Below are 25,317 nucleotides of genomic sequence, written 5' to 3' on the forward strand. Positions count from 1 at the left end.
CCACATACGACAACCCTGTTTTCGTGCAGCTTGATTACATGATCAAGTTAATGGGAGGTATATTGTGAACAAACGATTAAGGTCAGGTGCCAGATGTATTATTTCAGTGCTGTTGACGATTGTCATGCTATGTTCGGGACTTTACATCACACCAGCAACCACACACGCGGCAGCAGAGAGGGAAGATCATATTGAACAAGCAGATGATCCTCTAAATGATGTGTCTTCTGACTCGGTAAGTATAACGCTCGGAGAAGCCCCTGTTCAGCAGGGTATAACTGCTCGTCCCGGCGATGGACCTCCAGCAGGTCTTCAAGTGGGGACGCTTGACGGCAAGGCGTATTGGAAAACCAATCAGACAGTGAATCCATCGAATCCGGCGGATAATATCCTGTATTTTTACTTCAATGTTGCGGATGAGTATCTGTTTGAAAATACCGATCAGGACGTATTCGTTACTGTTGAATATTACGATAACGGTAGTGGCTCAATGGTTCTCCAATACGATTCGAAGCAATCCAGTTTCAAGGATGCCCCTTTGTTTCGGTATGAAAACACGGGAACGTGGAAGACGCATACCTTCAAGCTGAGCGATGCCAATTTCGGTAACCGCACGCATGAAGCGGATTTTCGAATCGGGGTTAGCGGCGCAGGCGCACCAGCCAACAATCCGGAACTTCAACTGGCCAAAGTAACCGTCCATAAGCAACCTCAGCAGCAGGCGGGTGCTCAGACCAAGGTCTATGAAACGGAATTCCCTACATCAGATATCGTCATTGCAGATCGGAGCGTAACCGATTATGGAGCAATAGGGGACGGAGTTTCAGACGATACTCAAGCGTTCAAGGAAGCGCTGGCAATAGCGGGAAATCAAGGCGGCGGAGTTGTGTTCGTGCCATCCGGAACCTATAAATTAACGGGAGAGTTGGTTATTCCAACAGGCGTTACGCTTCGCGGAAATTGGGGGAATCCCGATGAGCATGACGGGTTAGTCAAAGGAACGATCCTTGCTGTATATGGTGGCAAAGGTCAATCTAACGGGAACAGCTTCATTAAGCTGGAGCCTTCAAGTGGGGTAACACATTTATCTATCTGGTATCCCGAGCAGAATATGAATAATCCAGTGGCCTATCCATGGACGATGGAGCAACTACCTGGTGACAGTGCCACGGTGAAAAATGTAACACTCGTCAATGCGTACCAGGGGATTAAGATTGGCCCGGAATGGAACGAACTTCATTATGTGAAGGATGTATACGGCACCACGTTGAAAACCGGTATTTTTCTGGATTTCACAACAGACATTGGGAGACTGGAGGAGCTTCACCTGTCCCCGGATGTATGGGCGAACTCAGGTTTGCCAGGAGCTCCTGAACGGACACAACTGCGTGAATATATGACACAGCAGTCAGAAGGCATCGTAATGGGACGCTCGGATTGGGAGTACATGTCGAATATTCATATTTCGGGTTATAAAACAGGAATACGAATTACGACGAGAACAGGCAGCCTTGAAACAGCCAATGCGCAGCTGTACAAGATCCAGATCGACGATTGCAATGTAGCGCTGAAGATAGAAGGTGTGAATGATTATGGATTGCTGGTGACGGACAGCCAATTCGAAGCTAGTGCTGGTCAGAATCCTATTGCCATTTATGCAACGGAAGGTTTTCACTCCATTGCCCAGTTTAACAGCGTTACGGTGGGCGGGGAGCCCAAACATGCGGTTGTGAATGAAGGGCGTGGAACGCTGTCTTTTGAGAGTAGTTCCTTCGAGAATTGGGGTGAAGGAAGCGGAGATTATGCCATCGTTGCCAAGAGTGGTTCGCTTATACTGGGCAGTTCTACCTTCGCCAAGCCAGATCGGCATCTGCTTCTTCAGGGAGATGTGGCAACAATTAATGCCATTCATTCCGGATATGAAGGCAATCTTGCGGTGAACGACCAAAGTACATCGGCGGAACTGAACATCCATCAGGAAGAAGGTTTGGTATTGGAAACCATCCCTGACGTTCCTTCTGTGGACATTGCTGTACAACCCAAGCCAGGTACTCGTGAATTGTTTAACGTGGTGAGCCAGCCCTATCTAGCTGATAACACAGGGAGTGCTGATTCCTCCCAAGCGATACAACAAGCTTTAAATGATGCAAAGGCGGCAGGTGGGGGAACGGTCTATATGCCGGCTGGAATATACCGCGTTGAGCATGCATTGGTGGTCCCAAGGGCTGTGGAACTGAGGGGTAATTATGATGTGCCCCATCATACCATCGGTAATGGAACGGTAATTTTCACGAATTATGGAGAAAACGACCCAGATGCCGATGCATTCATTCAACTGGAGGAGGCAGCAGGGTTACGCGGATTATCTGTTTATTACGATCAGCAAACATGGTCTGATGCCCATCCGGTGAAGCCTTATGCCTGGACTGTGCAAGGCCAAGGGAAGAACGTATATCTGATCGATACAACCTTGGTTAATCCCTATCAGGCTGTCGACTTCGGAACTTATGATACAAGCGGTCATTATATCGATTATGTAGCTGGTTCTCCGCTCAAGGAAGGCATATACCTTGGGGGTGGGTCTGACGGGGGATATATGCGGAATGTGCAGTTCAACCCGCACTATTATGGTCGGAACAATTATCCGAATCATCCATCCAATGATGAAGAATTTAATCGGATTTGGAATTATCAAAAAGAGAATCTGGATGCTTTCCGTATTGGTGATGTTACCAATCAGGTTATTTTCAATACATTTGTGTACGGTTCAAAGTACGGTATTCATTTTGAAGAACAGAACGGAAGAGGGCCCGAAGCTGTCGTTATTGGTCATGGCACCGATGGCAGCAAAAAGGGAGCCGTATTACAACATGCGGGATCAGCAGGTCTTTCGTTTATCAACACAGAGCTTGTTTCCATGAGTACAACAGACAAGGTTTACGTGGAGGTTGGGCCAGATTTTGGATCGAAAGCAGTGTTCTTCAATACGTCCATGTGGGGAGACACAACAAGGTCCTTTGATATTCACGGAGGAGATATCCGCATACAGCAGGGCAACTTCACGAACGTTGGTGAAATCGGCATTAATGCCATTGGTGGTGATATTACCCTCTACAATTCCTATTTTCAACAGCCTCGTACGAATCATGTAGTTGCAGGTCCAGATATAGAGAAGATGGTGATATCCAACAACCTGTTTAATGGCGGTTTTCAAATTGAGAATGAGGCACCTCCTGGAAAAGTGACGGGTACAAATCTGTTTCCTTTAGGGCTCAAGCTGAATCAGCTGGGGTATGATCCATCCAAACCTGGTGAACCTGGAAGCACGCTGACTTTGACGAATGTTGCAGGTGCGGCTTTGCTGAAAGGGCAGATCGAATTGATTGAGCCGAGTGTGTATCGTGGGATGTTTAAGCCAGTTCGTTTTGAAGGGCTGGGTATTGGAAAAAGCATGGATGTGGCGCTTCCTTATATATCAAGTGACTTGCTCAAATTCAGAGTAACGCTTGAGAACGGGTTCCGTTATGACACTTCAGTCAAGCTTTCACAATCCTTTGCTGCGAAGAAGGATGCTGTTGGAACATTGCCGTTTATTGAGGTGTCCAGTTCGGAGCATTACAACAGCGTTGGTGGAAGCTGGGGAGGACCGAATGATCTCAGTATTCAAGCTAAAGCAAGTTGGGATTCGGAAAATCTGGTACTCAAGGTAGACGTCAAGGACGATGTTCACCATCAATCCAATACTATTGGTGACATATGGCAGGGGGACAGCTTGCAGCTGGGTATTGATCTTGGTAAAGAAGATGGGGCCGCCAGCAAACAGGTGAATGAGCTTGGTTTTGCACTGAATCAGGAAGGTGTCATCACGAAATGGAGATGGAGAGCTCCGGAAGGTGTTGCTACAGGATTATTGGAATCCGCTTCAGCAAATATTACCCGGGACGAGACGACCCATATTACTCATTATCAAATTACGCTGCCTTTTGCAGCACTTCATCAGGAAGGATATTCATTCCAACCTGACAAACCTATCGGTTTTGCATTACTTGTCAACGAAAACGACGGCGAAGGACGATCAGGTTTTATGGAGTTTAATGGAGGGATCGGTACAAGTAAAGATGCACGATTATTCGGAAACTTGTATCTGCTTGCGGGTGATTACGTGACATTGTTGGAGCAATCGGCAAGGGCGAGTGTTCGTACTGCGGAGCAAAAGAAAGATGTTACCTCTATAGATACAGCAACCAACTTCGTCACTCTTCTACCGGGCGGCACGTTGAAGTCCTCATTACTCGCGAGACTCGCTGCTCTTACATCAGGTTCCAATCCAAACCCCGGGGGACCAAATCCACACCCTGGCTCGGGTTCGGGATCAGAACCAGGCGCTGGAGCAGGCTCTACGACTGGAGGGAAGAAAGAAGAAACACCTGCCACTCCTAAGGCTACATTGCAGCTCCAGCCCAAGCTGGATAAGTCTGCTACATTGGCAACAGCCGAGCTCACCAACAAGATGATGGAGGAAGCCTTCAAGCGCATTACTCCTGATCAGGACGGGAAAAAGAAGCTGATTGTGGATTTGGAATATGTGGATGGTGCTCAAGGTTATGCTCTGACACTTCCATCGAGCTTTTTGCAGGAAACATCGTCTACCCAGTGGTTGGAAATTCGAACAGCATTGGGAGGACTTCTGGTTCCGAGCAGTTTGCTCGTCAATACCAAAGAAAAGCTTGGCGAGAACATTACCTTGGAGCTAAGCAAGGCCGACCAAAGCCATTGGAGTGCCAAAATGAAATCAGACTTCGGAGAACGGCCTGCAATTACATTATCTGTGATATCGAATGGCAAATCTGTTGAATGGCAAAATTCCATGACGCCAATCACAGTACGTTTACCTTATCAGCCTAACGAAACTGAACTTCTGGACCCGGAAAAACTCGCAGTGCGACGTATAACGGAGGACGGACAAATGATCTCCATTCCGAATGGGAAGTTTGATGAAAAATCGGAACAAATTCTTTTCAAATCACGGCAAAATGGAGTTTACGCAATTACACATGATGATCAAACATTCCAGGATATACAGCAGCTATCATGGGCCCGCCATGCCATCGAAGTTCTGGTGTCCAAAGGGGTCATTCGTGGTATGTCAAAGGCAGAATATCAGCCTCAATCCATGATCCGCAGAGCGGATTTCGTAACGTTGCTCGCCAATGCCCTGGAATTACAGCCTGATCAGGGAACCAAAGTGGAACGCTTCGCGGATGTACCCGAGCATGTTTATTACGAACAGTCCGTGAATACCGCCAGAACGCTTGGCATCATTCAAGGCGCAGGCGCTGATCTGTTCTCGCCAGCATCTCCAATTACCCGGGAAGAAGCAGCGGTTATGATCTACCGAGCTATGCAAATTATCGGGATGCAGCCTCTTCCTGAAGGTGAATCCAGTCTGGATGATTATAAAGATAATCATTTGATCAAAAATTATGCCCGCGATGCCATTGATTCGTTAACCAGATCAACCATTATGGAAGGCAGTAATGGCTATTTCCATCCGGAAAATACACTGACTCGTGCTGAGACAGCAGTGCTACTGTATCGCTTGTACAACCGTTTGCCTTAAATCTTCCAGGAGGATCGAAATGGAGCAGAGGAGAGTGAACGCATGGCTAAAATTACACGGATAGAATGTATACGTACAAGGCACGACGGAAGCTGGACAATTGTGAAGATTTCGACAGATCAGGATGGTCTTTACGGACTGGGGTCTGCTTCTGATCTCTATAACCCGGAAGCGGTGGTACAGGTCATAGAACAATTGCTGGCACCATTACTCTTGGGGAGGGATGCATCTCAAATTGAAGATTTGTGGCATCTCATGCATATGAGCGGATATTGGAGAAACGGGGCAATCCTTCATACCGCCATTGGGGGAATTGACATGGCTCTATGGGATATCAAGGGTAAGGAAGCGAATCTGCCGGTATATCAATTGTTAGGAGGGGCCTGCCGTGCGGCAGTTCCCTGTTACGGCCATGCCGGAGGCGCTGATATCAGCGAGTTGAAAGAAGATGTATCTCGTTTTATGGAAGAAGGGTATACAGTCATTCGAGTGCAGATGGGAGGCTACGGTGGCGGGGGATTTATCAGCGGCAAGGAAGCGAATTTGCCACGCGAGCCATGGAGCAGCGGTCCTGTATTCGATGAACATGCGTATCTGCATGCCATCCCTGACATGTTCGAAAAGCTTCGTCTGGAATTTGGCAATGGAATTCAGTTTACCCATGATGTGCATGAACATCTGTCTCCCATTCATGCCATTCAGCTGTCGAAACAACTTGAGCCCTATCATCTTTTCTTTCTGGAAGATGCACTTGCTCCGGAACAGATCGGATGGTATCGACAGCTTCGTCAGCAGAGCGCGACGCCGCAGGCAGTAGGAGAATTGTTTGTTAATCCCCAAGAATGGACCGGTCTGATTCAGGAGAAGTTGATCGATTTCATTAGAGTTCGCGTATCCAAGGCAGGCGGAATCAGCGCTTGCCGCAAGATTGCCACGCTGGGCGAAGCCTACGGTGTAAGAACAGCCTGGCAGGAGGGCGGGGAGAATGATCCCGTTAACCAGGCGGCAGCTGTCCATCTGGATATGGCCCTGTGGAACTTTGGTATCCAGGAAATCAATCATTTTAAATCCCATGAGCTGGAAGCTTTCCCGGGACACGTCATTAGAGAAGGTGGATATCTCTATCCGTCCGACAAGCCGGGGCTGGGCATTGATCTGGATGAAGTGAAAGCCAAATCGCTGCTGAACGATTCGTGGGATCCAAACAAATACCATCGGCCGTATCCTCTGGACCGTAAAGCAGACGGGACATTGGTGCGACCATAACCAAGTGACAAGAACAGACAGGAGAGATATAGGAATGAAGACGATTGCAGTTACAGGCGGAGGCGGAAAGCTGGGTTCACAGGTCATTGAGAAGCTGCAATTACAGGGTCATGATGTCGTATCGCTGGATAATCATCTGTCTGATCGGGTTCGTTGCAGGCAGATCATTGTCGATCTGAACGATTATGGTCAAGTCGTGGGAGCGCTTGCCGGAGTGGATGCCATCATCCATCTGGCCGCGATTCCTGCGCCGCTTCACTACCCTCACACCTACATTTTCGCGAATAATACACTTTCCGGATATCATGTGCTGGAAGCAGCTTCTATGCTCGGTATACAAAAGGTGGTCATGGGCTCCAGTGAATCATCCTATGGATTTGCCTGGGCAAACAAACGTTTTTCGCCCGATTATTTCCCGGTGGATGAACAGCATCCGCAGCAGCCACAGGAATGTTACGGTCTGTCCAAAATCGTTAATGAGATCACTGCCGAAATGTATCATCGGAGAAGCGGGATGCAGGTGATTTCACTCCGTTTTTCGATGATTGTTGGACCTGGAGAGTACAGACATCTGGCTATTGCGAAGGCCGAAACGTTCAAGCATATATTGTGGAGCTACATTGATATCAGGGATGCGGTTGATGCTTGTCTGGCTGCTCTGCATGTCGATTATGATGGGGCTGTTCATGTTAATGTTACCGCTAATGATACGTTAAGCGATCGCCAAACTGTGGAACTGCTGGGCACCTTTTATCCCGATGTAAACGACCTGCGGACACAATTCCCTAATCGAGAAGCTATTGTCAGCAATGGACTGGCGAAAGAGATTCTATCTTGGAGTCCGAAGCATTCGTGGACAGATGATCAACAGGAGTAACTCGCACGCAACTAAAATGAATAGGGGGATATTATGCTAAATTTCATGCAAAAAAGCAAGAGAGTATTGGCTTTTGCAAGTGCGGCATTATTGATTCTTACGTTGTTTTTGTCTATTTCTCCTTCCATCGTGTCGGCAGCCTCCGCTTTTAATCAAACGCAGGCTTCCAGCTACAATAGCCAATCCGGAGTCCAGCTGGAAAGTTCCAGCGAAGGCGGGCAAAACGTCGCATTTATAGACAATGGCGATTACATCGTATTCAACAATGTGGATTTTGGCAGCGGTGCCAATTCGATTGACGTGAGAGTTGCCAGCAACAACAGTGGCGGTAGCATTGAGGTTCGTCTGGATAGCCTTAATGGAACACTCGCAGGAACTGTTGCTGTTCCGGGCACGGGCGGGTGGCAATCCTGGCAAACCAAGTCGGGGTCGATTAGTGGTGCCACTGGTGTCCACACGGTCTACCTTAAATTCACTGGTGGCACCGGGAATTTGTTTAATCTGCTCTGGTTCAAATTCAGTACATCCGCCGCTGGTGGCGGAGGAGATGTCGTAGGCAAATTGTATGCCGGGTATCAAGGCTGGTTCAACGCAGCGGGAGACGGTTCGCCGAACGGAGGCTGGGTGCATTGGTCCAAAAATAGCAGTGCTCCATCAGCAAATAACAATGTGAATTTCGAACTGTACCCGGATCTTCGGGAATATTCCAAGCTGTATCAGACAAGTTTGGCGAGCCTCGGCAATGGTTCTCCTGCCAAGCTGTTCTCCTCATATGATCAGGAGACGGTCAACAAGCACTTTGAATGGATGCAAACCTACAATATTGACGGTGCAGCATTACAACGGTTCGGCGCAGATGAGAGCGACACACCTAACAATTGGAAAAGCAACCGAGACAGCGTAGCCGTCAAGGTTAAGAATGCTGCAGAAGCTTACAATCGCAAGTTCTATGTCATGTACGACATTACAGGAATGAATGCGAGTAATTGGGTGCAGGCGGTCAAACACGACTGGACGACCAATGTCGTGAACTACATGCACCTTCCATCATCATCCGCCTATGCGAAGCAGAACGGCAAGATGGTTGTCTGTATTTGGGGTATTGGGTTTACGGATCGTCCTGGTAGTGCTGCAGAAGCAGCCGATTTGATCGGTTGGTTCAAAAATCAGGGAATCTATGTCATTGGCGGCGTGCCTACGTATTGGAGAACGGGCAATAACGACTCCCGATCCGACTTTATGAATGTCTACAAATCATTGGATATGATCTCCCCTTGGTCTGTTGCCCGCTTCGGCACGATTCAGCAAGCGGACAGCTTCAAAACCAATCAGCTTCAACCCGATCTGACCTTTACCCAGCAGAATGGAATTGACTATCAGCCAGTGATCTGGCCTGGCTCAGCTTGGTCAAACATGACTGGTGGCCCAAGAAATGAGAACCCACGTCTGCATGGAGACTTTATGTGGAGGCAGGCCTACAATCTGAAGAGCATCGGTATTAATACCGGATATATCGCAATGTTTGACGAGTACGATGAAGGTACAGCGATTGCGAAGATGGCGGAGAACAGCTCCATGATTCCAACCAATCAATATTTTCTGACACTGGATGCCGACGGGGTAGCTGTATCATCGGACTTTTATCTCCGACTTGCAGGGGATATCAACCGTATGTTCAAAAACCAGATTCCATTGACGGCAAATCATCCAACGAATCATCAATAGAGCAAAGTGTGCATGATTTTAACAAGGAAATATACGTTCAGGAGGATTTAAAATGACTACGAATCATACAGGCTTTGAAACCACACGCCAAAAGACGACATCCCTGAATCCAGTAATTACATCCATATATACAGCGGACCCGTCCGCTCATGTATGGAATGACGGTAAAATTTACATTTACGCATCTCATGATATGGACCCAGCCAGAGGATGCGATCTCATGGACAGATATCATGTATTCTCCTCGGAGGACATGGTTAACTGGGTAGACGAAGGGGAAATACTTCGTTCGGATGACGTTTCCTGGGGCAGACCAGAGGGAGGTTTCATGTGGGCGCCAGACTGTGCGTACAAGAATGGAACCTATTACTTCTATTATCCGCATCCGAGCGATTCGAACTGGAACGATTCCTGGAAAATCGGGGTTGCCACGAGCAGTTACCCCGCACATGGATTTACGGATCAGGGGTATATCGAAGGTCTTGGCGGGTTTGCATTGATTGACCCTTGTGTACTTGTAGATGATGACAACAGCGCTTATATCTATTATGGTGGCGGCTGTGTCTGTCTGGGAGGCAAGCTCAATGAAGATATGGTATCCCTGGAAGATGGCATGACAGAAATGCTAGGGCTCGAGGATTTTCATGAAGCGGCCTGGGTGTTCAAAAGAAACGATCTGTACTATCTAACCTATGCGGATAATTTGGAAGGTAACAACCGCATGAGATACGCAACAAGCGAGAATCCGCTTGGTCCATGGACGTACAGAGGCATTTTTCTGGAGCCGACCGGCTGTTCTACAACCCATGGCTCTGTAGTGGAATTCAAAGGACAATGGTATCTTTTTTATCACAATCAAGCTATCTCTGGTGAAGGCACACTTCGCAGCGTATGTATTGACTATCTGGAGTTCGATGAGGATGGTTCCATCAGACCTGTGGTTCAGACGAGGGAGGGTGTGTCCTCCGTCGGTCCAGCTCCGCTTCCTGCCCAGCAACGGAAGGTTTATGCAGGTGCAGCCAGTCAGGTTTTTGGAGGAGCTGAAATCAGGGAATTGCAATCCGGTCAAACTGTGGTTGGGAATCTTCAATCCGCAGAAGCGTATGCTTTATTTAAAAACGTGGATGGAGGCGAAGGCGGCAGAGCCTCCGTTGAGCTCCATTATGCAACAGGCGAGCGGCTGGCTAAATTGCATCTGACGATCAATGACCAGGACTATTCCTTGCTGAACGCGCTATCTACTGGCAGTTTGCAGGAATTTGGCGGGATTACGAATATTACCGTTCCTTTGGAGCCGGGAAACGTCAACACAATCAAAATATCAGGTGGACATGGGGAGATCAACCTTTTATGCCTCACTGTCAGCCCGCTCGTGGATTAATATGTAGGTAACTGGATAGACTTCAAACCCTCAGGAGAGTTCTCCTGGGGGTTTTTTTGTATGTATGAACGAGCGAGCTCTAAATTAAAGATCAGCACTTTTTTCCAACAAAATGCCAAATGAATGACAACGAAATGTTATTTCTATTTGTAACGGCTTACTTTATGCTAGATTTTAACACCGACTGAAGAGTCTGAATTCTCTTTGCGAATACTGCTATGACGGTTAATCAATGGCAGATGAGAACAAGACCTTCAGACGTAAGAATGCAAACGCACGTAGAGAGTTTTGATGTATTTGTAAGCGATAACAAAACACGGACTAGGAGGAAATAACGTGAGGAAGAGTCGATTCATGTTCACGCTGATGGTCATTTTATTAATGGTTTCTTCGGTGCCGATCACTGCCACAGCGTATCAAAATCCACAAACGTTACCGGATGAATGGGGACAATACGGATTGGGAGATCCCTATGTATTGAAATTTAATGGATACTATTATTTGTATGTAAGTACAAGAGATACGGACGATGGTGTCAAAGTATGGAGCTCCAAAGACTTGGTGAATTGGTCGTACCGCGGCTTGGCTGCAACAGACCCCATTACGCACGGAGCTTATGCTCCTGAAGTCGTTTACTGGAACGGAATGTTCTACATGTATACATCACCGGCCGGAAAGGGGCATTACGTACTCAGCAGCACGAGTCCTACCGGACCTTTCAATGTAGTGACTGGCAATCTTGGAAAGTCGATTGACGGTAATGTGTTCATTGACGATGATGGCTCGTTCAGCTTCTATCATGCCGCGCAAGGCCGCATCGATGCTGCACCGATGAGCAGCCCCACTCAGATCGGAACGAGTGCGTCAACAGGAGTGGGCATGGGAGGCTGGACGGAGGGTTCGACCGTTTTCAAACGGAATGGAAAATACTATATGACCTATACAGGCAACCACGTATTTAGCAAAGGATATCGAGTGGATGTGGCGGTTAGCACCACAGGTCCGAGATCCGGATATGTAACTGATAGCACCAACCCGGTATTAATTCGTACGGAGGGCCCAACCGTGGGATTGGGACACAACACCGTAGTAACGGGACCCAATCTGGACACTCACTATATGATGTATCATAATTTGGAAGGTAACGGAATAATTGGACCGCTCCGGCATCTGAACATGGACCGAATTGTATGGAACAACGATAAGATGATCGTGCTTGGTCCAACTTCAACGGATCAACCCAATCCGGAAATGCCTGTTTTCTACGACTACTTCGATCGTTCTGCCATCGGGAGCAATTGGAACAACGTGAACGGTGGTAATTGGGGCATCTTCAATCAAGAGCTCATGTGGCAAAATTCATTGGGCAGCTCAACTTGGTACAAACAAGTGACTGCTTCCACCAGTGCGTCCGATTATACGGCAGAATTTAACATGAAGGAAATGAATCGGGGAACTTCCACCAATCCGAGATATGGCGCTACATTCTCCTATACGGATGAAAACAATTATGGTGTTGCACTGATCAGTTCAAAGAACAAGAGACTGGAAACATTTTTCCGGGTTAACGGTGTGGATCAGGCTTGGCAAACATTCAATTTGCCCGCGGACTTCAATTATTCGAAATGGCATAACATACGCATAGAGAAGTCGGGATCAACGTTTAAATACTATGTAGACGGCATGTTCAAAGCTACGCGTTCCGCCAATGTAGGAGCAGGCAAAATCGGTGTGCTAACAGAGGATACGCATGCGGATTTCGGCTACACTGCCTTTAATAACGATGTGAATGGAAGCAGTGCATGGAACGCTTCCAAGCCGATTCCGGGCACGATCGAGGCTGTTCATTATATGAAAGGTGGCGAAGGTGTCGCTTATCACGATACAACGCCTGCTAATCTTGGTGGGGCTTATCGGACCGATTCCGGTGATATTCGTCTAAATAGTGAAGCACTGTTCAACTTAGGCTGGAACCAGACCGGAGAATGGTATAAATACAAAGTAAACGTAGAGACAAGCGGATATTATGATATTGATTTTCGCATGGCTACCGCGTTGGACGGGGCTCAAATTCGGCTGTGGGATGGTGCGACCGACTTGACAGGTATCGTCAATGTACCTAATACGGGTGACTGGGAGAACTGGAGAAACATATCCAAGAAAAAGGTCTATTTAAATGCAGGGCAGCGGGAATTAAAGGTTGAATTCGTAACAGGTGAGGCCGATTTCTCAAGAATGACGTTTCATAAAAATGTCGATGTGACCAGCGTAAGCGATAATTTTAACGACGGGGACGATAATGGATGGACCCGGTTTGAAGGAACCTGGGCGGTAGAGAACGGTGAATACAGTGCAGCGAGCACTGGGCCTGCCAAATCTACAATCGGGGATTCGCAATGGGCAGATTATACGGTGGAGTCCGATATCAAGATGATCGATACAGGCGGTGACGGGGGCTTGCTCGTCAGAGTGTCCAATGCATCCCACGGTACGGAGCGAGGGCAGAACAATTATGATGCTTTACAAGGATATTACGCCTATCTGACTACAAGCGGAGTCAGTCTGGGCAAGATGAATTATAATTGGGCGCTGCTCAAGAGCAATGCGCAATCGTATTCAACCAATACCTGGTATCATATGAAAGTTGTCGTTAAGGGCACCAATATCAAGGTGTTTGTCGAGGATATGGTCAATCCGAAGATCGACTATACCGACAACAGCTTGAATCCGTTCACACATGGCAAAATCGGTGTCAGAACCGCAAATAAGCACACGCATTTCGATAACGTATCCGTTTCTCCTTGAGAAAGCAGCATGAAAATCAAGAATGAAACGGTTGTTACGAGAATTGAGGTGTATAAAAGAGTCGCCAATCGGCGGCTTTTTTGCCTTCCTCTGATCTCCTTCACCACCGCCATTTCCCATTAGCCAGTTCATCAAATTTCACTGATAATGAAATGAGGAATCCAAAGAGGAAGTGGTTGTAATGAAAAAGTGTGATCTGCTCATTGGATCTCATGTATCCTTTGGCGGGAAAGAGATGTTTCTGCAGGCGAGTAAGGAAGCCGCTTCTTATGGGGCATCTACTTTTCTGATGTACACCGGGGCACCGCAGAATTCGAAACGAAAACCTATTTCGCAATATAATATAGAAGCAGGCCATATGCACATGAAGCAGCAGGGCATTTCCAACATTGTTGTGCATGCTCCGTTCCTGATAAATTTGGCTAATAGCTACAAACGAGAGGTATTTGATTTTAGCGTACAATTCCTGCGGGATGAGATTGAGAGAACGGCTTCGCTTGGGTCAAATCAGCTTGTTCTTCATCCCGGGGCTCATGTTAACGCTGGGGTAGACATCGGCATTCGGCAAATTATCCAGGGATTAAACGAAGTATTACAGGACGACAATTACCCTGAGGTCCAGATTTCGTTGGAGACGATGGCCGGAAAAGGAACAGAATGCGGAACAAGCTTTGAAGAACTGGCACAGATTGTCGATGGCGTGCAACGGAATGAACGACTTTCCATATGTCTGGATACTTGTCATGTTCATGATGCAGGATACGACATCGTCCATCATTTTGACGGGGTACTGGAGCAGTTTGATAAGGTCATTGGCCTTGAGCGATTGAAAGTACTGCACATCAATGATTCCAAAAATGTGCGGGGATCGAGGAAAGATCGCCATGAGAACATCGGGCACGGTCATATCGGGCTTCAGGCTTTGGATTATATCGTGCACCATCCCCAGCTCATGTCACTTCCAAAACTGCTTGAGACGCCGTCGATTGGTAAAATAAAATATAAAAATGCTCCTTATCGACATGAAATCGCCCTTTTAAGAAGAGAATGCTCCGAACCTGTGCAAAAAGAAGAGGACTCTATAGAAAGCACCAAGTAGGGAGTCCTAAAAACAATCGCTTAATCATTCGATGTTTATTCTCACGGGACATATGTTAAAATGGTTGTAGCACGTTACTTTTTACTCAAAAGGAGGCCGCCATGCAGCCAATAGAGCCTCAAGACATCCAACACCGGATCAATCAACTTCTCGATCAGGACCTATATTTACACCTCGAACTCACGTCAGGTGCTTACGCCAGTCACTTTGATAGCACCAGGCACCCGGGGTCGGCATTCATTTCCAATGCGGTCATACGATATACGCAAGGATCTATCTCGGGCACGGGCCCATACCGAGTTGGCTTAAAGACTACTCACGGCTGGATATACGCTGAGGGACTTACACACATTGACGAGCTGGAACAAGAACGACTCATTCTGGCTGGTCACGATAGTCAAGGAAAGCTGGTTGTAGCCTTACAACTTAGTCGGGAATTGTTCTGATGAAAGCGGAGGATCAAATAAGCATGAATAACAAACAGATTGAACATCAACGCATTTTAGTTGTGTTTCCCCATCCTGACGATGAAGCGTTCACTGCTTCGGGAACGTTGGCGAAATACATAAAAGGCGGTGCTCAAGTCACTTATGCTTGCCTGACTCTAGGGGAGATGGGACGTAATATGGGCATCCCTCCATTTGCCAACCGGGTCACCTTGCCAATAATCCGTAAGGATGAACTTATTGAGTCCTCCAACGCAATTGGCATTCAAGATTTAAGGATGCTCGGTTTTCACGATAAAATGATCGAGTTTGAAGACCCTGAGCTGCTAGATGGCCATATCTTGGCGCTGATCAAAGAGCTTAATCCGTCACTGGTCATTACTTTCTATCCGGGGTATAGTGTGCATCCCGATCATGATGCAACCGGAGCTGCGGTTACGAGAACGATTGGTCGACTGCCCGCTGAAGAAAGACCCATTGTCTACTGCTGTGCATTCTCCAACAATCATGAGGAGAGCATCGGGAAAGCGGATGTGATTGAAGATGTGAGCGGATTCCTTGCCGAGAAAATGGCGTCGATTCGAGCTCACCGTTCACAATTCCAGGCGCCGGAACTTGTCGGCAAGCGGGAATTGGATGATGAACAAATCCGGAATCGATTTGGAAGAGAAGCATTCTGGACGTATAAATTCAATTAATTTTACTACAGTTTGCCAACATCTAATTTGCCTAAAAGTCGCCATTATGGCGGCTTTTTTTGTTATAAGGAGGTCTTGTTCTCCCAATAGAGTCTTTCCGCAAGTGGTGAATGGAGAAGGAGGGGAGAGTCATATCATGAGAATAGGGAGATGTTTGCAATATTCTATAAGTAAGTTAAAGGGATTTACAGTATGTGTATAAATCTATAAAGTATAAATACGGGTTTCCAGCCGCTTCCATGGGTAATAACGTATTAACAATTAACTTGGAAGGAGTACTACAAATGAATGAATTTCGTTCTGTTTATATGAAGATCCCGATGTTTGTCATGTTACTTGCACTTACAGCTTGCTCTGGGGAAACAGAGCCGTCGGCAAACCCTGAACCATCCGCAGTAACCAATGAGTCAGTTTCAACTCCCACGACAAAAAATGAGGTAACCTCTGAAACGCCGCGACCGGAGACAGAACGTTTTGATTTGATGACAGGGGAGGGCAATACATCACAAACGGCAACGTTGCATCAAGGAGAAGGTTTTTCACTGTACGTGTTCGAGAAATTTTCTTTTGACGCTGCCAAAGGCCGCTTGTCGCTGACAAGCAATTCGGACTACTATGTGGATATTGAACCACTACCCTCTGATTATGATCTGAAAAAACTTGAGACAACAGGGCGAGAGGATTTGGAAAAAGCGGGCAAGGTGTCTGATTATAGTGGCGAACTGATCGAGCATCCGCTTGGTTTCGCTGAGCTTTATCTTCAAACCTCGGGTGAAAGCGGGATAAACGATTATATGGTCTGGAAATCTGAAAAAGGTGATGCTTTTTTATTCCGTCTTCACAATCCAAAAGGGGAAGAAGCCTCCGATTTCGCTGGTCCAGTGCTTGTTTCCTTATCTACTGTTCAGGGAGAGTAGTAATGAGCGTTATCTGAAGGAGTGGACGTAGTAATGCAAACAATGCGAAGCAAACGAAGCAAACGACGAATTACAGTGATAGCTCTCTTACTTTTCCTATTGTGCATCGCATTTATTTATGTTAATGACAAGGCTGGTGGATTGTCCGATTGGCGCATGTCGAAGGCAATGGGAATGAGTGGAACCATCCATATTCCTATAGGAAAAACTCCTGAAGAAGCGATTGAGAGGTTTAGAGGTCATAATGATTCATTACAGATCATTCATCAAGAACCGGTAGACGGGGGAATGGTTTTGTTTAAACAAAAAACGAGTCAGGCAAATAGCAGCAATCTTCAGATGGAGTATGCGCGTAAAATAGTATTCGGCTGGAAGTGGGTGTGGGGTGGCGGATATTCCATAGGTGAATCATCTCAATTCACGTCAGCGCTGGATTATATGAGCATACCTGAATTAAGTCATATATCGAAACCTTTTCCTATGCTGTTCGGACATATATTAGACCCCGCTATTAAGCGTGTTGCCGTCGAGTTCAAAGAAAATGATAAACCAGTGGCTACCGAAGCTAAGTTGGTGGAGGTGGGCCCTGACAGCATAATCTGGTTTGTATTCCTGCCCTCGTCTGCAACTATTCCGTATGAAATCAAGGGATTCAACGACAGAGGAGAGCTTATAATCCATAAACAAATTGAAGATTCGAATGATATGGGTTCCATGGTTCTTGGAGAGAGTTAAGAAATAAACGTGTGGAGGATAATACAAAGGGAACAACCTCTTGATTAGAGGTTGTTCCCTTTTACGTTAAATGGATCTCCTGTTTTACAAAAAAATAAGTAAAAGAATTCCGACTACGAAGCAATAGTATGAAAAATAAATCAGGTTCCCTCTAGCCATAATTCCCATAAACCATCTCATTGAGAAGTAGGTAACGATAAGCGTAGTGATGAATGCTAAAATGTAAGGTATAGCTAGCTGTGTACGCTGCGGATCGGTTACGATGTCAGATGCACCTAATATTACCCCTCCAATGCTAATCGGAATATAGAGCATAAAGGAAAATTTCAAAGCCGTTTCCTGTTTCATCCCGACAGCGATAGATGCAATGACTGTTGCACCAGAGCGGCTTATCCCCGGAATAAGAGCCACGGCCTGAGCCAGACCTACCAGTACTGCGTCTTTCACCGACAAATCGCCATCTCTTTTCCGCCCGCGAAGGTTTCGAATGAGCCACAGAGCAACCCCGGTGATCAGTAAACTAATCGCAACCGTATAAACAGAAGTGAAAATTTCTTCAATTTTATCCTTGAATAGCACAGCTCCGATCGCAGCAGGGAGAGTACCAATGATTATGTATAGACAAAACATGAAATCTGCTCTGTACGCTGCATTGCGAGAGATTAGGAATCGCCAGCCTCCGACTATAAGTTTTTTGATATCTTCCCGAAAGATAAACATAATGGCAATCAGTGAGGCTGTGTTTGTCAAAATTTCAAAGGATAATCCATTCTGCTTCATGCCAAGCAATCGTTGAGCAATAATTAAATGTCCGCTTGAAGAAACCGGAATAGGCTCAGTAGCCCCTTGTACGATACCTAATAATACATATTTCAACCACAAAATAATGTCTTCCATTGTATCCTCCTACTTATTATTTTCGATGGGCTTTGACATATTTAAGCTGAGCAACAATGATGACACTAATGATAACCAAAAGGAACCACGAACTGATCTTGCTAAAACTAACCAGCTGCCAGGAGTCGTGTTGGTCAGGATATTTCCACCCATTAAAAAAGGTAGCTATATTTTCAGCCGTCCAGATGAAGAAACCTACGATGATGAAAGCGAGTGTAAGCGGCATACGATAGGTCGTTAATCGTACCTGATAGATGATCCACGTTTTTCGAAAAACAATAAACACAAGAGCGGTCAACCACCAACGAAAATCGGGAATAAAATGATGTGTGAAAAAGTTGATATAGATGGATCCACCTAACAGAACCGAAGATACAAACCCGGGCCATCCAGTCATGTCCATACGCAATCTGCGCCATATTTGACACATAAAGCTTGCTACACTTGCATACATAAATCCACTATAAAGGGGAACACCAAAGAGCTTGGTATATCCAGGCTCAGGGTATGACCAGGATCCCATCCACACTTTATACATCTCCAGCACCAAACCAATCACGTGAAATATACATATGACTTTGATTTCATCACGTGTTTCCAATCCGCTCCGGTACATAAGGTATTGCACTGCTAATAAAATCAGCAGAATGGCATCATAGCGATAAAGAAAGGGGATCTGAATTACGCTAGAGAGGGCCAACGTTCCAAAGATCGCCACAGGAAAAATGCAACTCATCGCTTGATGATAACCAAAATGCAGCAGCTGTACTAAAGGTTTCAAGTTATGTTTATCTCCTTCCCAAGCCTTGTTCATAATAATATAGATATGATCCGTTTGTAAAAAGAGAAAAAATGCTATATATATGTTCTTATTTTCAATTATAGCCGTATTCAAAGACAAACAAGGCCCCTCGTCAATCGGAGGGACCTTGTTTTTTTGCGCTATTTCATTTATGCATTTTCAGATAGCTTATAGGCAGATTTAATCGTATGTTCGATGAGCGTTGCGATTGTTACAGGCCCAACGCCGCCCGGTACAGGTGTAATGGCTGAAGAAGGAACAAAGCAAGCTTCATAGTCCACATCTCCGACATTCCCTTTGTTATAACCTGCGTCAATAACGACAGCACCCGGTTTAATCCAGTCTCCTTTGACAAACAGAGGTTTACCCACGGCTGCAATGACGATATCACCAAGCTTCACGATCTCTTCCAGGTTCACAGTTTTGGAGTGGCAGGTCGTCACCGTTGCATTCCGGTTTAGCAGCATGGCTGACACAGGCTTGCCCAGGATGGGACTTCTTCCGATGACCACCGCGTGTTTGCCCTCAATTTGAATATTGTAGAAATCCAGAATACGCATGATAGCCTGTGGTGTACAGGAAGGGAATTCGGCTTCTCCAAAAGCATTAAGTGCAAAACCGAGGGTCGTTACACCATCAACGTCTTTTTCGATACGAATGGCGTCAAAAGCTGCTCTTTCATCGATATGATTCGGGACAGGGTGCTGCAGCAAAATACCGTGTACGGAAGGGTCATCATTTAGTTTGTTAATTTCTTGAATCAATTCATCCGTGGTGGTATCCGCAGAAAGAACGATCTTTATGGAATGCACGCCTAAGCGAGCACAAGCATTTCCTTTCATACGCACATAGGTCGCTGAGGAAGGATCATCTCCGACGAGAATTGTAGCGAGACAAGGCTGAATGCCTTTTTCCTTAAGGATGCCAACCTTTGTGGCCATGTCTTCCTTCATAAAATCTGCTACCGTTTGTCCATTCAAGATCAGTGTGTCTGTACTCATTTTCACATCGCCCTTTCAACATAAAAAAGAGGCAAGGAAATAAATATTCCTTACCTCTGCCCAGGCGTACGGCTTATTACAAACCATATGCTCCCTCACGGTTCACCGTGTTCGCCAGTCACATATGGTCGTTTGAATTGTTTAAATTGATAGTACTTGAAAAAGAGCAAATGTTCAATAGGTAATGGATCTCTCTAAGATTCCAAATTTACTGGCCAGAGTTTATTGTTGATAACCGTTATCAATCATGATATATTGTTGTTAACGAGTAAACTATTTAAGATTGAATTAGTGAATAATATAGATTATTTAAGGTTTTATTATTGTTTACAAGTAAATAAGGAGCGATAGCAGAATGGATTCAAAAGATCAAACAAAACAGTTACTGTATGACCAATTTATCCGATTTTTACATGTATATGAGAATCACAAGGATACGGAAATCGAACATTTTCTAAGTATCGCCCAGCGGGAAAGCATCGACAAAATCCCTCAGCATTTGACTGCAGTTCATATGATAGATTGCATTGGCAGGCATGAACCCATTAACAATACGGGCATTGCCGAGGCGATGAATTTGTCCAAAGCAAGTATTACCAAGATCGGCAACAAACTGCTGGAGGAAGGATTCGTCAAACGCACGAAAATGAATGATAACAAGAAAGAGAGCTATTTCAGGTTGTCACCAGAAGGGAAAAAGATTTTTGAACTGCATGAACGTCTGCATGTACTTGAGGCCGAACGTTTCTATCGTTCCATGGACAAATATTCGGAACCAGAGCTGAAAATAATACATCAATTTCTTCAAGACAGCAGCATGGATATGGAATCCAGATAAACCAAAGGAGAGTGAAGCGCTTGAGTCTGGCCGAATTGATCAGGGAACGCAGAAGTATTCGTAAATGTAATGCAACCCCTGTGGAACAGGAGCTGGTTGTTGAATTGCTGCACAGGGCCACACGGCTTCAACCAATCGTTGACGCTGGTTCGTGGCGTGTTGTATATGCCGGAACTCCAGAAGCACGCAAACGGCTGGTGGACTGTATGCTGGAACAGATGTCGCAGAGCAAGCTCGGTAAGCTGATTCCGGGAAAACTGCTGGATGTGTTTAAAAAGAGATTCACCGATATTCCTGCCCATGTCATTGTTATGTCTGCTGTAGGGCCGGATCGTCTGACCGATGACCGCAATTTTGCGGTTGCCTGCGAAATGATGCAGAGCTTTCAACTGCTGGGATGGGAACGAGGGTTAGGCATGCTGTGGGATACAGAGTCCATGATTCAGCACGAAGGATTTTTCAAAGGAATTGGACTGCGTGAGAATGAAAGATTTGTTGGCATTCTTCATATAGGATACTTTGACAGAGCGCCAAGAAGCCGAAAAAGAACACCAGCTGAGCAAAAGTGGACTGTTTTACAGGGCCAGATTACGTAAAAGGGGAAGGTGTAAAAATGAAATTGTCCGATCTGGAAGGAGACATGCACAGTCCGCAAGATTTGTTGGATCGACCAGTATCGCAGGAGCTAATCCTTGAATTGCTTAATCACGCCGTATGGGCGCCAAATGATGGACTCCGTGAGCCGTGGCGATTTATTTTTGCCGATAACCGTAATGGGAAACTCATGCAGGGATTGCAGGAGCACGCGCCAGCGTATCTTCTGGTATTGGTGAAGGAAGAGGCCGATCACCATAAGCGGGAAGAGGACTTTGCAGCCGTATACTGCCTAATCCAAAATTTTCGCTTGCTTGCCTATGAACAGGGACTTGGTGTACGTAGCACGCTGCATGACTGGATGTACGACCGGAGCCGTGCTGAAACATTTGGCGTACTTGGCAACGAGCGTATTGCTGCGGTTCTGGAATTGGGATACGCTGCTGAACAGCCCAAAGGGAAAGCTCAGGTACCTGAACCTCAGCTTCAGTTCGAACTGCTGTAGTGTGAAGACATAGGGAAGAGAATTCAAATGAGTGAGGAAAGACCATGCCTTGAAAGGGATTGTCTTTCCTTTTTTTGTGTGTTTGTCAAAAATAATCATACATCTCCGAGCTATCATAAGCGCAGAACAACATTGATTCTCCAAAAGATCAAGCTTGGATGAGGTTTGATATCTGATCTTTCACATTTACATCACTTAATCCCCCGTGGTAACAAATCACGGATGTGATGTCTAGATCTAAGTACCTTTTCAACGAGAGCTTTGCTGAATTCATGTCCGGTGTGGTCGGTGCATGAATTCCCCCAAGCATTCCGTCTACACTATAAATCGAATCCCCGGCAATAAGCGTTTTACTTTCCTTCAAATAAAGACTGATATGGCCTGGCGTATGCCCAGGTGTGTGAATAACACGAATCCCGCTACAAAACGATAGTTCCTGACCATCTATTAGAGTATCACTCACGTTGCCCTTCGGGGGATTTTCCAGGTGGCCATCTTTTAAAAGAGGCAGCTCTCCCTGGATGTACGGCTTATCCAGTTCGTGTGCATATACTTTAATTTCGTTTCCACACGTTTGCAAAATCTCCGGAAGATTCCCTATATGATCGACATCCTGATGGGTCAAAATTACTGCATTTAGTTTGTCTAACGAGACACCAGCCATTTCTATCGCCGCACGTAAATCCTCGAATTGACCTGGAAAACCAGTGTCTATTAGAATAGTCATTTCTTGATCCTTTAAAAGAATGGGGTGGATGACATTCCCGTGATAATCCAGATGAAGCATTTCGACTCCCTTTGAAATTTCCATATTATTAGTCCTCCATAGAAAGAAATATATAAATAAGTTATCTCTTTGTAAACGAACCAAATACGTAGAAAGATACGGGGGTAGAAATTTTGCGAACGGTTTGTTAAATTTTGTGTTTTCTTGTGAACCAAACCAAGTATAGGATGATCTAATGGATAGAAGGAATGAGAAGAAAGGGGGAACCACTAGTGGATTTATCGGAAAAAGCAGAACTTGCAAGACATGGGGATAAGGAAGCTTTTGTTTATTTAATACGTGCTGTCCAGCAAAGCCTATTTGTTATAGGAAGATCAATCGTTAAAACAGATGAAGATTGTGCAGATGCGATACAGGAGACCATTGCCAAAGCTTTTTCTAATGTACATACACTGAAAGAGCCCGCTTATTTTAAAACTTGGATTATTCGGATTTTAATTAATGAGTGTAATCAAATTATTAAGAAAAAGAAGCGAGTATCCCCCTTGTCCCTTATGATCTGAGAAAGACATCATATAAGGGGGATTTTGAACAAATCGAGCTGTTTGAGGTGATTGACGAATTGGATGAACAGCTTCAAACTATCGTAACACTTTTTTATATCGAGGATTTATCGGTCAAAGAAATAGCAAGAGTGCTTGAAGTTTCCGAAGGAACAGTAAAATCACGGTTATTCAGGGCCAGACGGCAATTATCCGAGCTCGTTCTAAAGGAAGGAGAGGGCAAATATGAATTTTCATGATCCGGTTGACCGTGAGCTCAAGCAATTATTTAATGCCAAAAGAAAAGACATGATCATTCCTGATAGAGTACAACTTGCTATGGAGAACGCACTTTCTTCCCTTTCTGAGCAGAATACAAAAAAGAGATATCCCCATAAACGATGGAGGTGGGTAGCAGCTGTCGTAGCCCTCTTTTTCATCCTAGGAACAGTTTCGGTTTATTCAGTGCCCACATTTGGTGAAATGATCCGGTCTTTATTTGCCAAGGATAACCCAGATATTGGACTTATGCGGGCACAAGAATTGGGACTAGTTCATAATCCTCATATCAAAGTAAGGGACAAAGGTTATACGCTGGTAATTGATGAAGCTGTTGCAGATCCTACCCGAGTGACGCTGGCTCTTCAACTCTTTGATAAAAAGGGGAAGCACAATCGTGATAAGTTACTTCTTGGAGATCTGAACAACATTACGATTAAAGATGATAAAGGTAACGAATTGGATACCATGTACGATATGGGGTACACAAATGATTTTTATTATATGGTTGCTTTCTTTAATGAGCCATTACAAACAGACAAGATTACAATAGAAGGAAATATTGGCACGCTTGGTAACAGGAACGAGCCTTTCATTGAAGGAGATTGGGACTTTAGCTTTGATATAGATATGAGAGAGGCTAACCAGCAAACAAAAATAGAGGAACTGACCGGTAGCTATTCTACGCCACACGGAATGACTGTCACTTTAAAAAGGTTAACGAGAATGGTACAAGGAGTCCGTTTTGAACTGGAGACTGAACTTGATGCTGCTGCAATGGCAAGATCTCCCGGTGATTTATGGAAAAAGCAGATGTTGAGCTTTCACTTTGAAACTATAGAGAATGAAGAGATTCATTCGGTTAACCCGAGGAAAATGGGTTACATGGATAGCTTGATGTCAACTGATCATGCAGTGACTGAAGAAGGAAAGATTCGTTGGAGTTATATTTTCAAGTACCTGCCGGAACATGAACCGTATCGTTTTATTTTGGATGGATATTCGATCGCGGAAACAGACGGCAGCAGAATTTCCTTTAAGCCTTCAGAGCTGATAGAACCCAAATCTTTTCAAATATTAACAGATCGCATAGAGGTGGTTGGGACTACGCTTAAGGACTCACAAAACCGCGATGGCACATATGAAACGGCCGTATCGTTCTATGGGGAAATGGATAATGAAATACGAAATGAAGAATGGAAAGCATACGATTCAGAAGGCAAGCAGTATGAAGTTAGTAAGAGAGGAGCATCATCCTTAGAGGGTGCGCTTACAGATAATTGGAGAGAAGGAGTTATTAGCATGGGGGATCGCAGTATGCGGCAGCCTTATGAATACCGGATCACGGGATTAGACTACATCCCGGACGAACTTATCCTGATAAGACAAGTAGTCGATAAATGGTACAAAGACCCTGACTGGTCTGTATTGTTAAAATAACTTATTAATATGTAGTCTAAAGATCACCAATACCCTCATTATAATTTCCATGCCGCCCGAATGGGCGGCTTTTTGCATATTTGTTTCTTGTAGATACAAGTCGATTTTTAGAATACAAGCAGA

Annotated in this window: 21 protein-coding genes and 1 riboswitch; of the genes, 17 read left to right on the forward strand and 4 right to left on the reverse strand. The window is 45.4% G+C overall.

What is annotated here, in order from left to right:
* Nucleotides 1-64: 64 nt before the first annotated feature.
* From QP794_RS13645 to QP794_RS13695, 11 genes are all read left to right on the forward strand, one after another.
* Nucleotides 65-5,620 carry a glycosyl hydrolase family 28-related protein gene (locus QP794_RS13645; protein WP_285077292.1) on the forward strand — a complete coding sequence of 1,852 codons (5,556 nt, stop codon included), beginning with the start codon at nt 65-67 and terminating at the stop codon, nt 5,618-5,620.
* A gap of 42 nt (nt 5,621-5,662) precedes the next feature.
* Nucleotides 5,663-6,886 (forward strand): enolase C-terminal domain-like protein, encoded by a 1,224-nt coding sequence (locus tag QP794_RS13650; protein ID WP_285077294.1) that lies wholly within the window; start codon nt 5,663-5,665, stop codon nt 6,884-6,886.
* Between the two features lie 34 nt (nt 6,887-6,920).
* Nucleotides 6,921-7,763, forward strand: coding sequence for an NAD-dependent epimerase/dehydratase family protein (locus QP794_RS13655; protein ID WP_285077296.1), 843 nt, complete (start codon nt 6,921-6,923; stop codon nt 7,761-7,763).
* A gap of 45 nt (nt 7,764-7,808) precedes the next feature.
* Complete coding sequence (locus tag QP794_RS13660; protein WP_285077298.1) at nt 7,809-9,488, forward strand: carbohydrate-binding protein; 1,680 nt, start codon at nt 7,809-7,811, stop codon at nt 9,486-9,488.
* A 52-nt stretch (nt 9,489-9,540) separates the two neighbouring features.
* Complete coding sequence (locus QP794_RS13665; protein ID WP_285077300.1) at nt 9,541-10,869, forward strand: family 43 glycosylhydrolase; 1,329 nt, start codon at nt 9,541-9,543, stop codon at nt 10,867-10,869.
* A gap of 336 nt (nt 10,870-11,205) precedes the next feature.
* A complete protein-coding gene (locus QP794_RS13670; RefSeq protein WP_285077302.1) occupies nt 11,206-13,674 on the forward strand; it encodes a family 43 glycosylhydrolase in 2,469 nt (822 codons plus the stop codon).
* Nucleotides 13,675-13,855: 181 nt separating this feature from the next.
* The gene (locus tag QP794_RS13675) at nt 13,856-14,773 is read left to right on the forward strand and encodes a deoxyribonuclease IV (RefSeq protein ID WP_285077303.1); all 918 of its coding nucleotides are present in this window, start codon (nt 13,856-13,858) and stop codon (nt 14,771-14,773) included.
* A gap of 101 nt (nt 14,774-14,874) precedes the next feature.
* Complete coding sequence (locus tag QP794_RS13680; protein ID WP_024631702.1) at nt 14,875-15,219, forward strand: YojF family protein; 345 nt, start codon at nt 14,875-14,877, stop codon at nt 15,217-15,219.
* Nucleotides 15,220-15,242: 23 nt separating this feature from the next.
* On the forward strand, nt 15,243-15,917 hold the full coding sequence (gene bshB2 / locus QP794_RS13685) for a bacillithiol biosynthesis deacetylase BshB2 (protein WP_029881110.1): 675 nt from the start codon (nt 15,243-15,245) through the stop codon (nt 15,915-15,917).
* 239 nt (nt 15,918-16,156) lie between these two features.
* A complete protein-coding gene (locus QP794_RS13690; RefSeq protein WP_285077308.1) occupies nt 16,157-16,834 on the forward strand; it encodes a hypothetical protein in 678 nt (225 codons plus the stop codon).
* A 33-nt stretch (nt 16,835-16,867) separates the two neighbouring features.
* Entirely contained in the window at nt 16,868-17,569 is a 702-nt protein-coding gene (locus QP794_RS13695; protein WP_285077310.1) for a hypothetical protein, read from the forward strand.
* An 84-nt stretch (nt 17,570-17,653) separates the two neighbouring features.
* Here QP794_RS13695 and QP794_RS13700 read toward each other — a convergent pair whose 3' ends face one another.
* From QP794_RS13700 to QP794_RS13710, 3 genes are all read right to left on the reverse strand, one after another.
* Nucleotides 17,654-18,466, reverse strand: a complete 813-nt coding sequence (locus QP794_RS13700) for an undecaprenyl-diphosphate phosphatase (protein ID WP_285077312.1) — start codon at nt 18,464-18,466, stop codon at nt 17,654-17,656.
* 16 nt (nt 18,467-18,482) lie between these two features.
* Nucleotides 18,483-19,280: a DUF817 domain-containing protein gene (locus QP794_RS13705; RefSeq protein WP_483311906.1), complete on the reverse strand. Its 798-nt coding sequence runs from the start codon at nt 19,278-19,280 to the stop codon at nt 18,483-18,485.
* A gap of 137 nt (nt 19,281-19,417) precedes the next feature.
* The gene (locus QP794_RS13710) at nt 19,418-20,269 is read right to left on the reverse strand and encodes a bifunctional 5,10-methylenetetrahydrofolate dehydrogenase/5,10-methenyltetrahydrofolate cyclohydrolase (protein ID WP_285077315.1); all 852 of its coding nucleotides are present in this window, start codon (nt 20,267-20,269) and stop codon (nt 19,418-19,420) included.
* Between the two features lie 51 nt (nt 20,270-20,320).
* Nucleotides 20,321-20,401: riboswitch (ZMP/ZTP riboswitch) on the reverse strand.
* A 223-nt stretch (nt 20,402-20,624) separates the two neighbouring features.
* Here QP794_RS13710 and QP794_RS13715 point away from each other — a divergent pair.
* The 3 genes from QP794_RS13715 to QP794_RS13725 are packed head-to-tail and all read left to right on the forward strand — an operon-like array spanning nt 20,625 to nt 22,206.
* Nucleotides 20,625-21,107, forward strand: coding sequence for a MarR family transcriptional regulator (locus tag QP794_RS13715; protein ID WP_285077318.1), 483 nt, complete (start codon nt 20,625-20,627; stop codon nt 21,105-21,107).
* A gap of 11 nt (nt 21,108-21,118) precedes the next feature.
* Nucleotides 21,119-21,703, forward strand: coding sequence for a nitroreductase family protein (locus QP794_RS13720; RefSeq protein ID WP_285077321.1), 585 nt, complete (start codon nt 21,119-21,121; stop codon nt 21,701-21,703).
* Nucleotides 21,704-21,720: 17 nt separating this feature from the next.
* Nucleotides 21,721-22,206 carry a nitroreductase family protein gene (locus QP794_RS13725; protein ID WP_285077323.1) on the forward strand — a complete coding sequence of 162 codons (486 nt, stop codon included), beginning with the start codon at nt 21,721-21,723 and terminating at the stop codon, nt 22,204-22,206.
* Between the two features lie 148 nt (nt 22,207-22,354).
* On the opposite strand, the gene QP794_RS13730 is transcribed toward QP794_RS13725, so the two are convergent.
* Nucleotides 22,355-23,017 carry an MBL fold metallo-hydrolase gene (locus QP794_RS13730; protein ID WP_285077324.1) on the reverse strand — a complete coding sequence of 221 codons (663 nt, stop codon included), beginning with the start codon at nt 23,015-23,017 and terminating at the stop codon, nt 22,355-22,357.
* Nucleotides 23,018-23,205: 188 nt separating this feature from the next.
* On the opposite strand from QP794_RS13730, the gene QP794_RS13735 reads away from it, so the two are divergent.
* Genes QP794_RS13735 through QP794_RS13745 form a run of 3 tightly spaced genes read left to right on the forward strand, consistent with a single transcriptional unit; the run spans nt 23,206 to nt 25,194 of the window.
* A complete protein-coding gene (locus tag QP794_RS13735; protein ID WP_285077327.1) occupies nt 23,206-23,496 on the forward strand; it encodes a sigma factor in 291 nt (96 codons plus the stop codon).
* A gap of 47 nt (nt 23,497-23,543) precedes the next feature.
* Nucleotides 23,544-23,735, forward strand: a complete 192-nt coding sequence (locus tag QP794_RS13740; RefSeq protein WP_285077329.1) for an RNA polymerase sigma factor — start codon at nt 23,544-23,546, stop codon at nt 23,733-23,735.
* Nucleotides 23,722-25,194: a DUF4179 domain-containing protein gene (locus tag QP794_RS13745; RefSeq protein ID WP_285077331.1), complete on the forward strand. Its 1,473-nt coding sequence runs from the start codon at nt 23,722-23,724 to the stop codon at nt 25,192-25,194. Before QP794_RS13740 ends, QP794_RS13745 begins: the two co-directional genes overlap by 14 nt.
* Nucleotides 25,195-25,317 lie beyond the last annotated feature (123 nt).

Origin of the sequence: Paenibacillus sp. UMB7766-LJ446, assembly GCF_030226665.1 — a bacterium.
GTDB classification, from domain to species: domain Bacteria; phylum Bacillota; class Bacilli; order Paenibacillales; family Paenibacillaceae; genus Paenibacillus; species Paenibacillus vandeheii.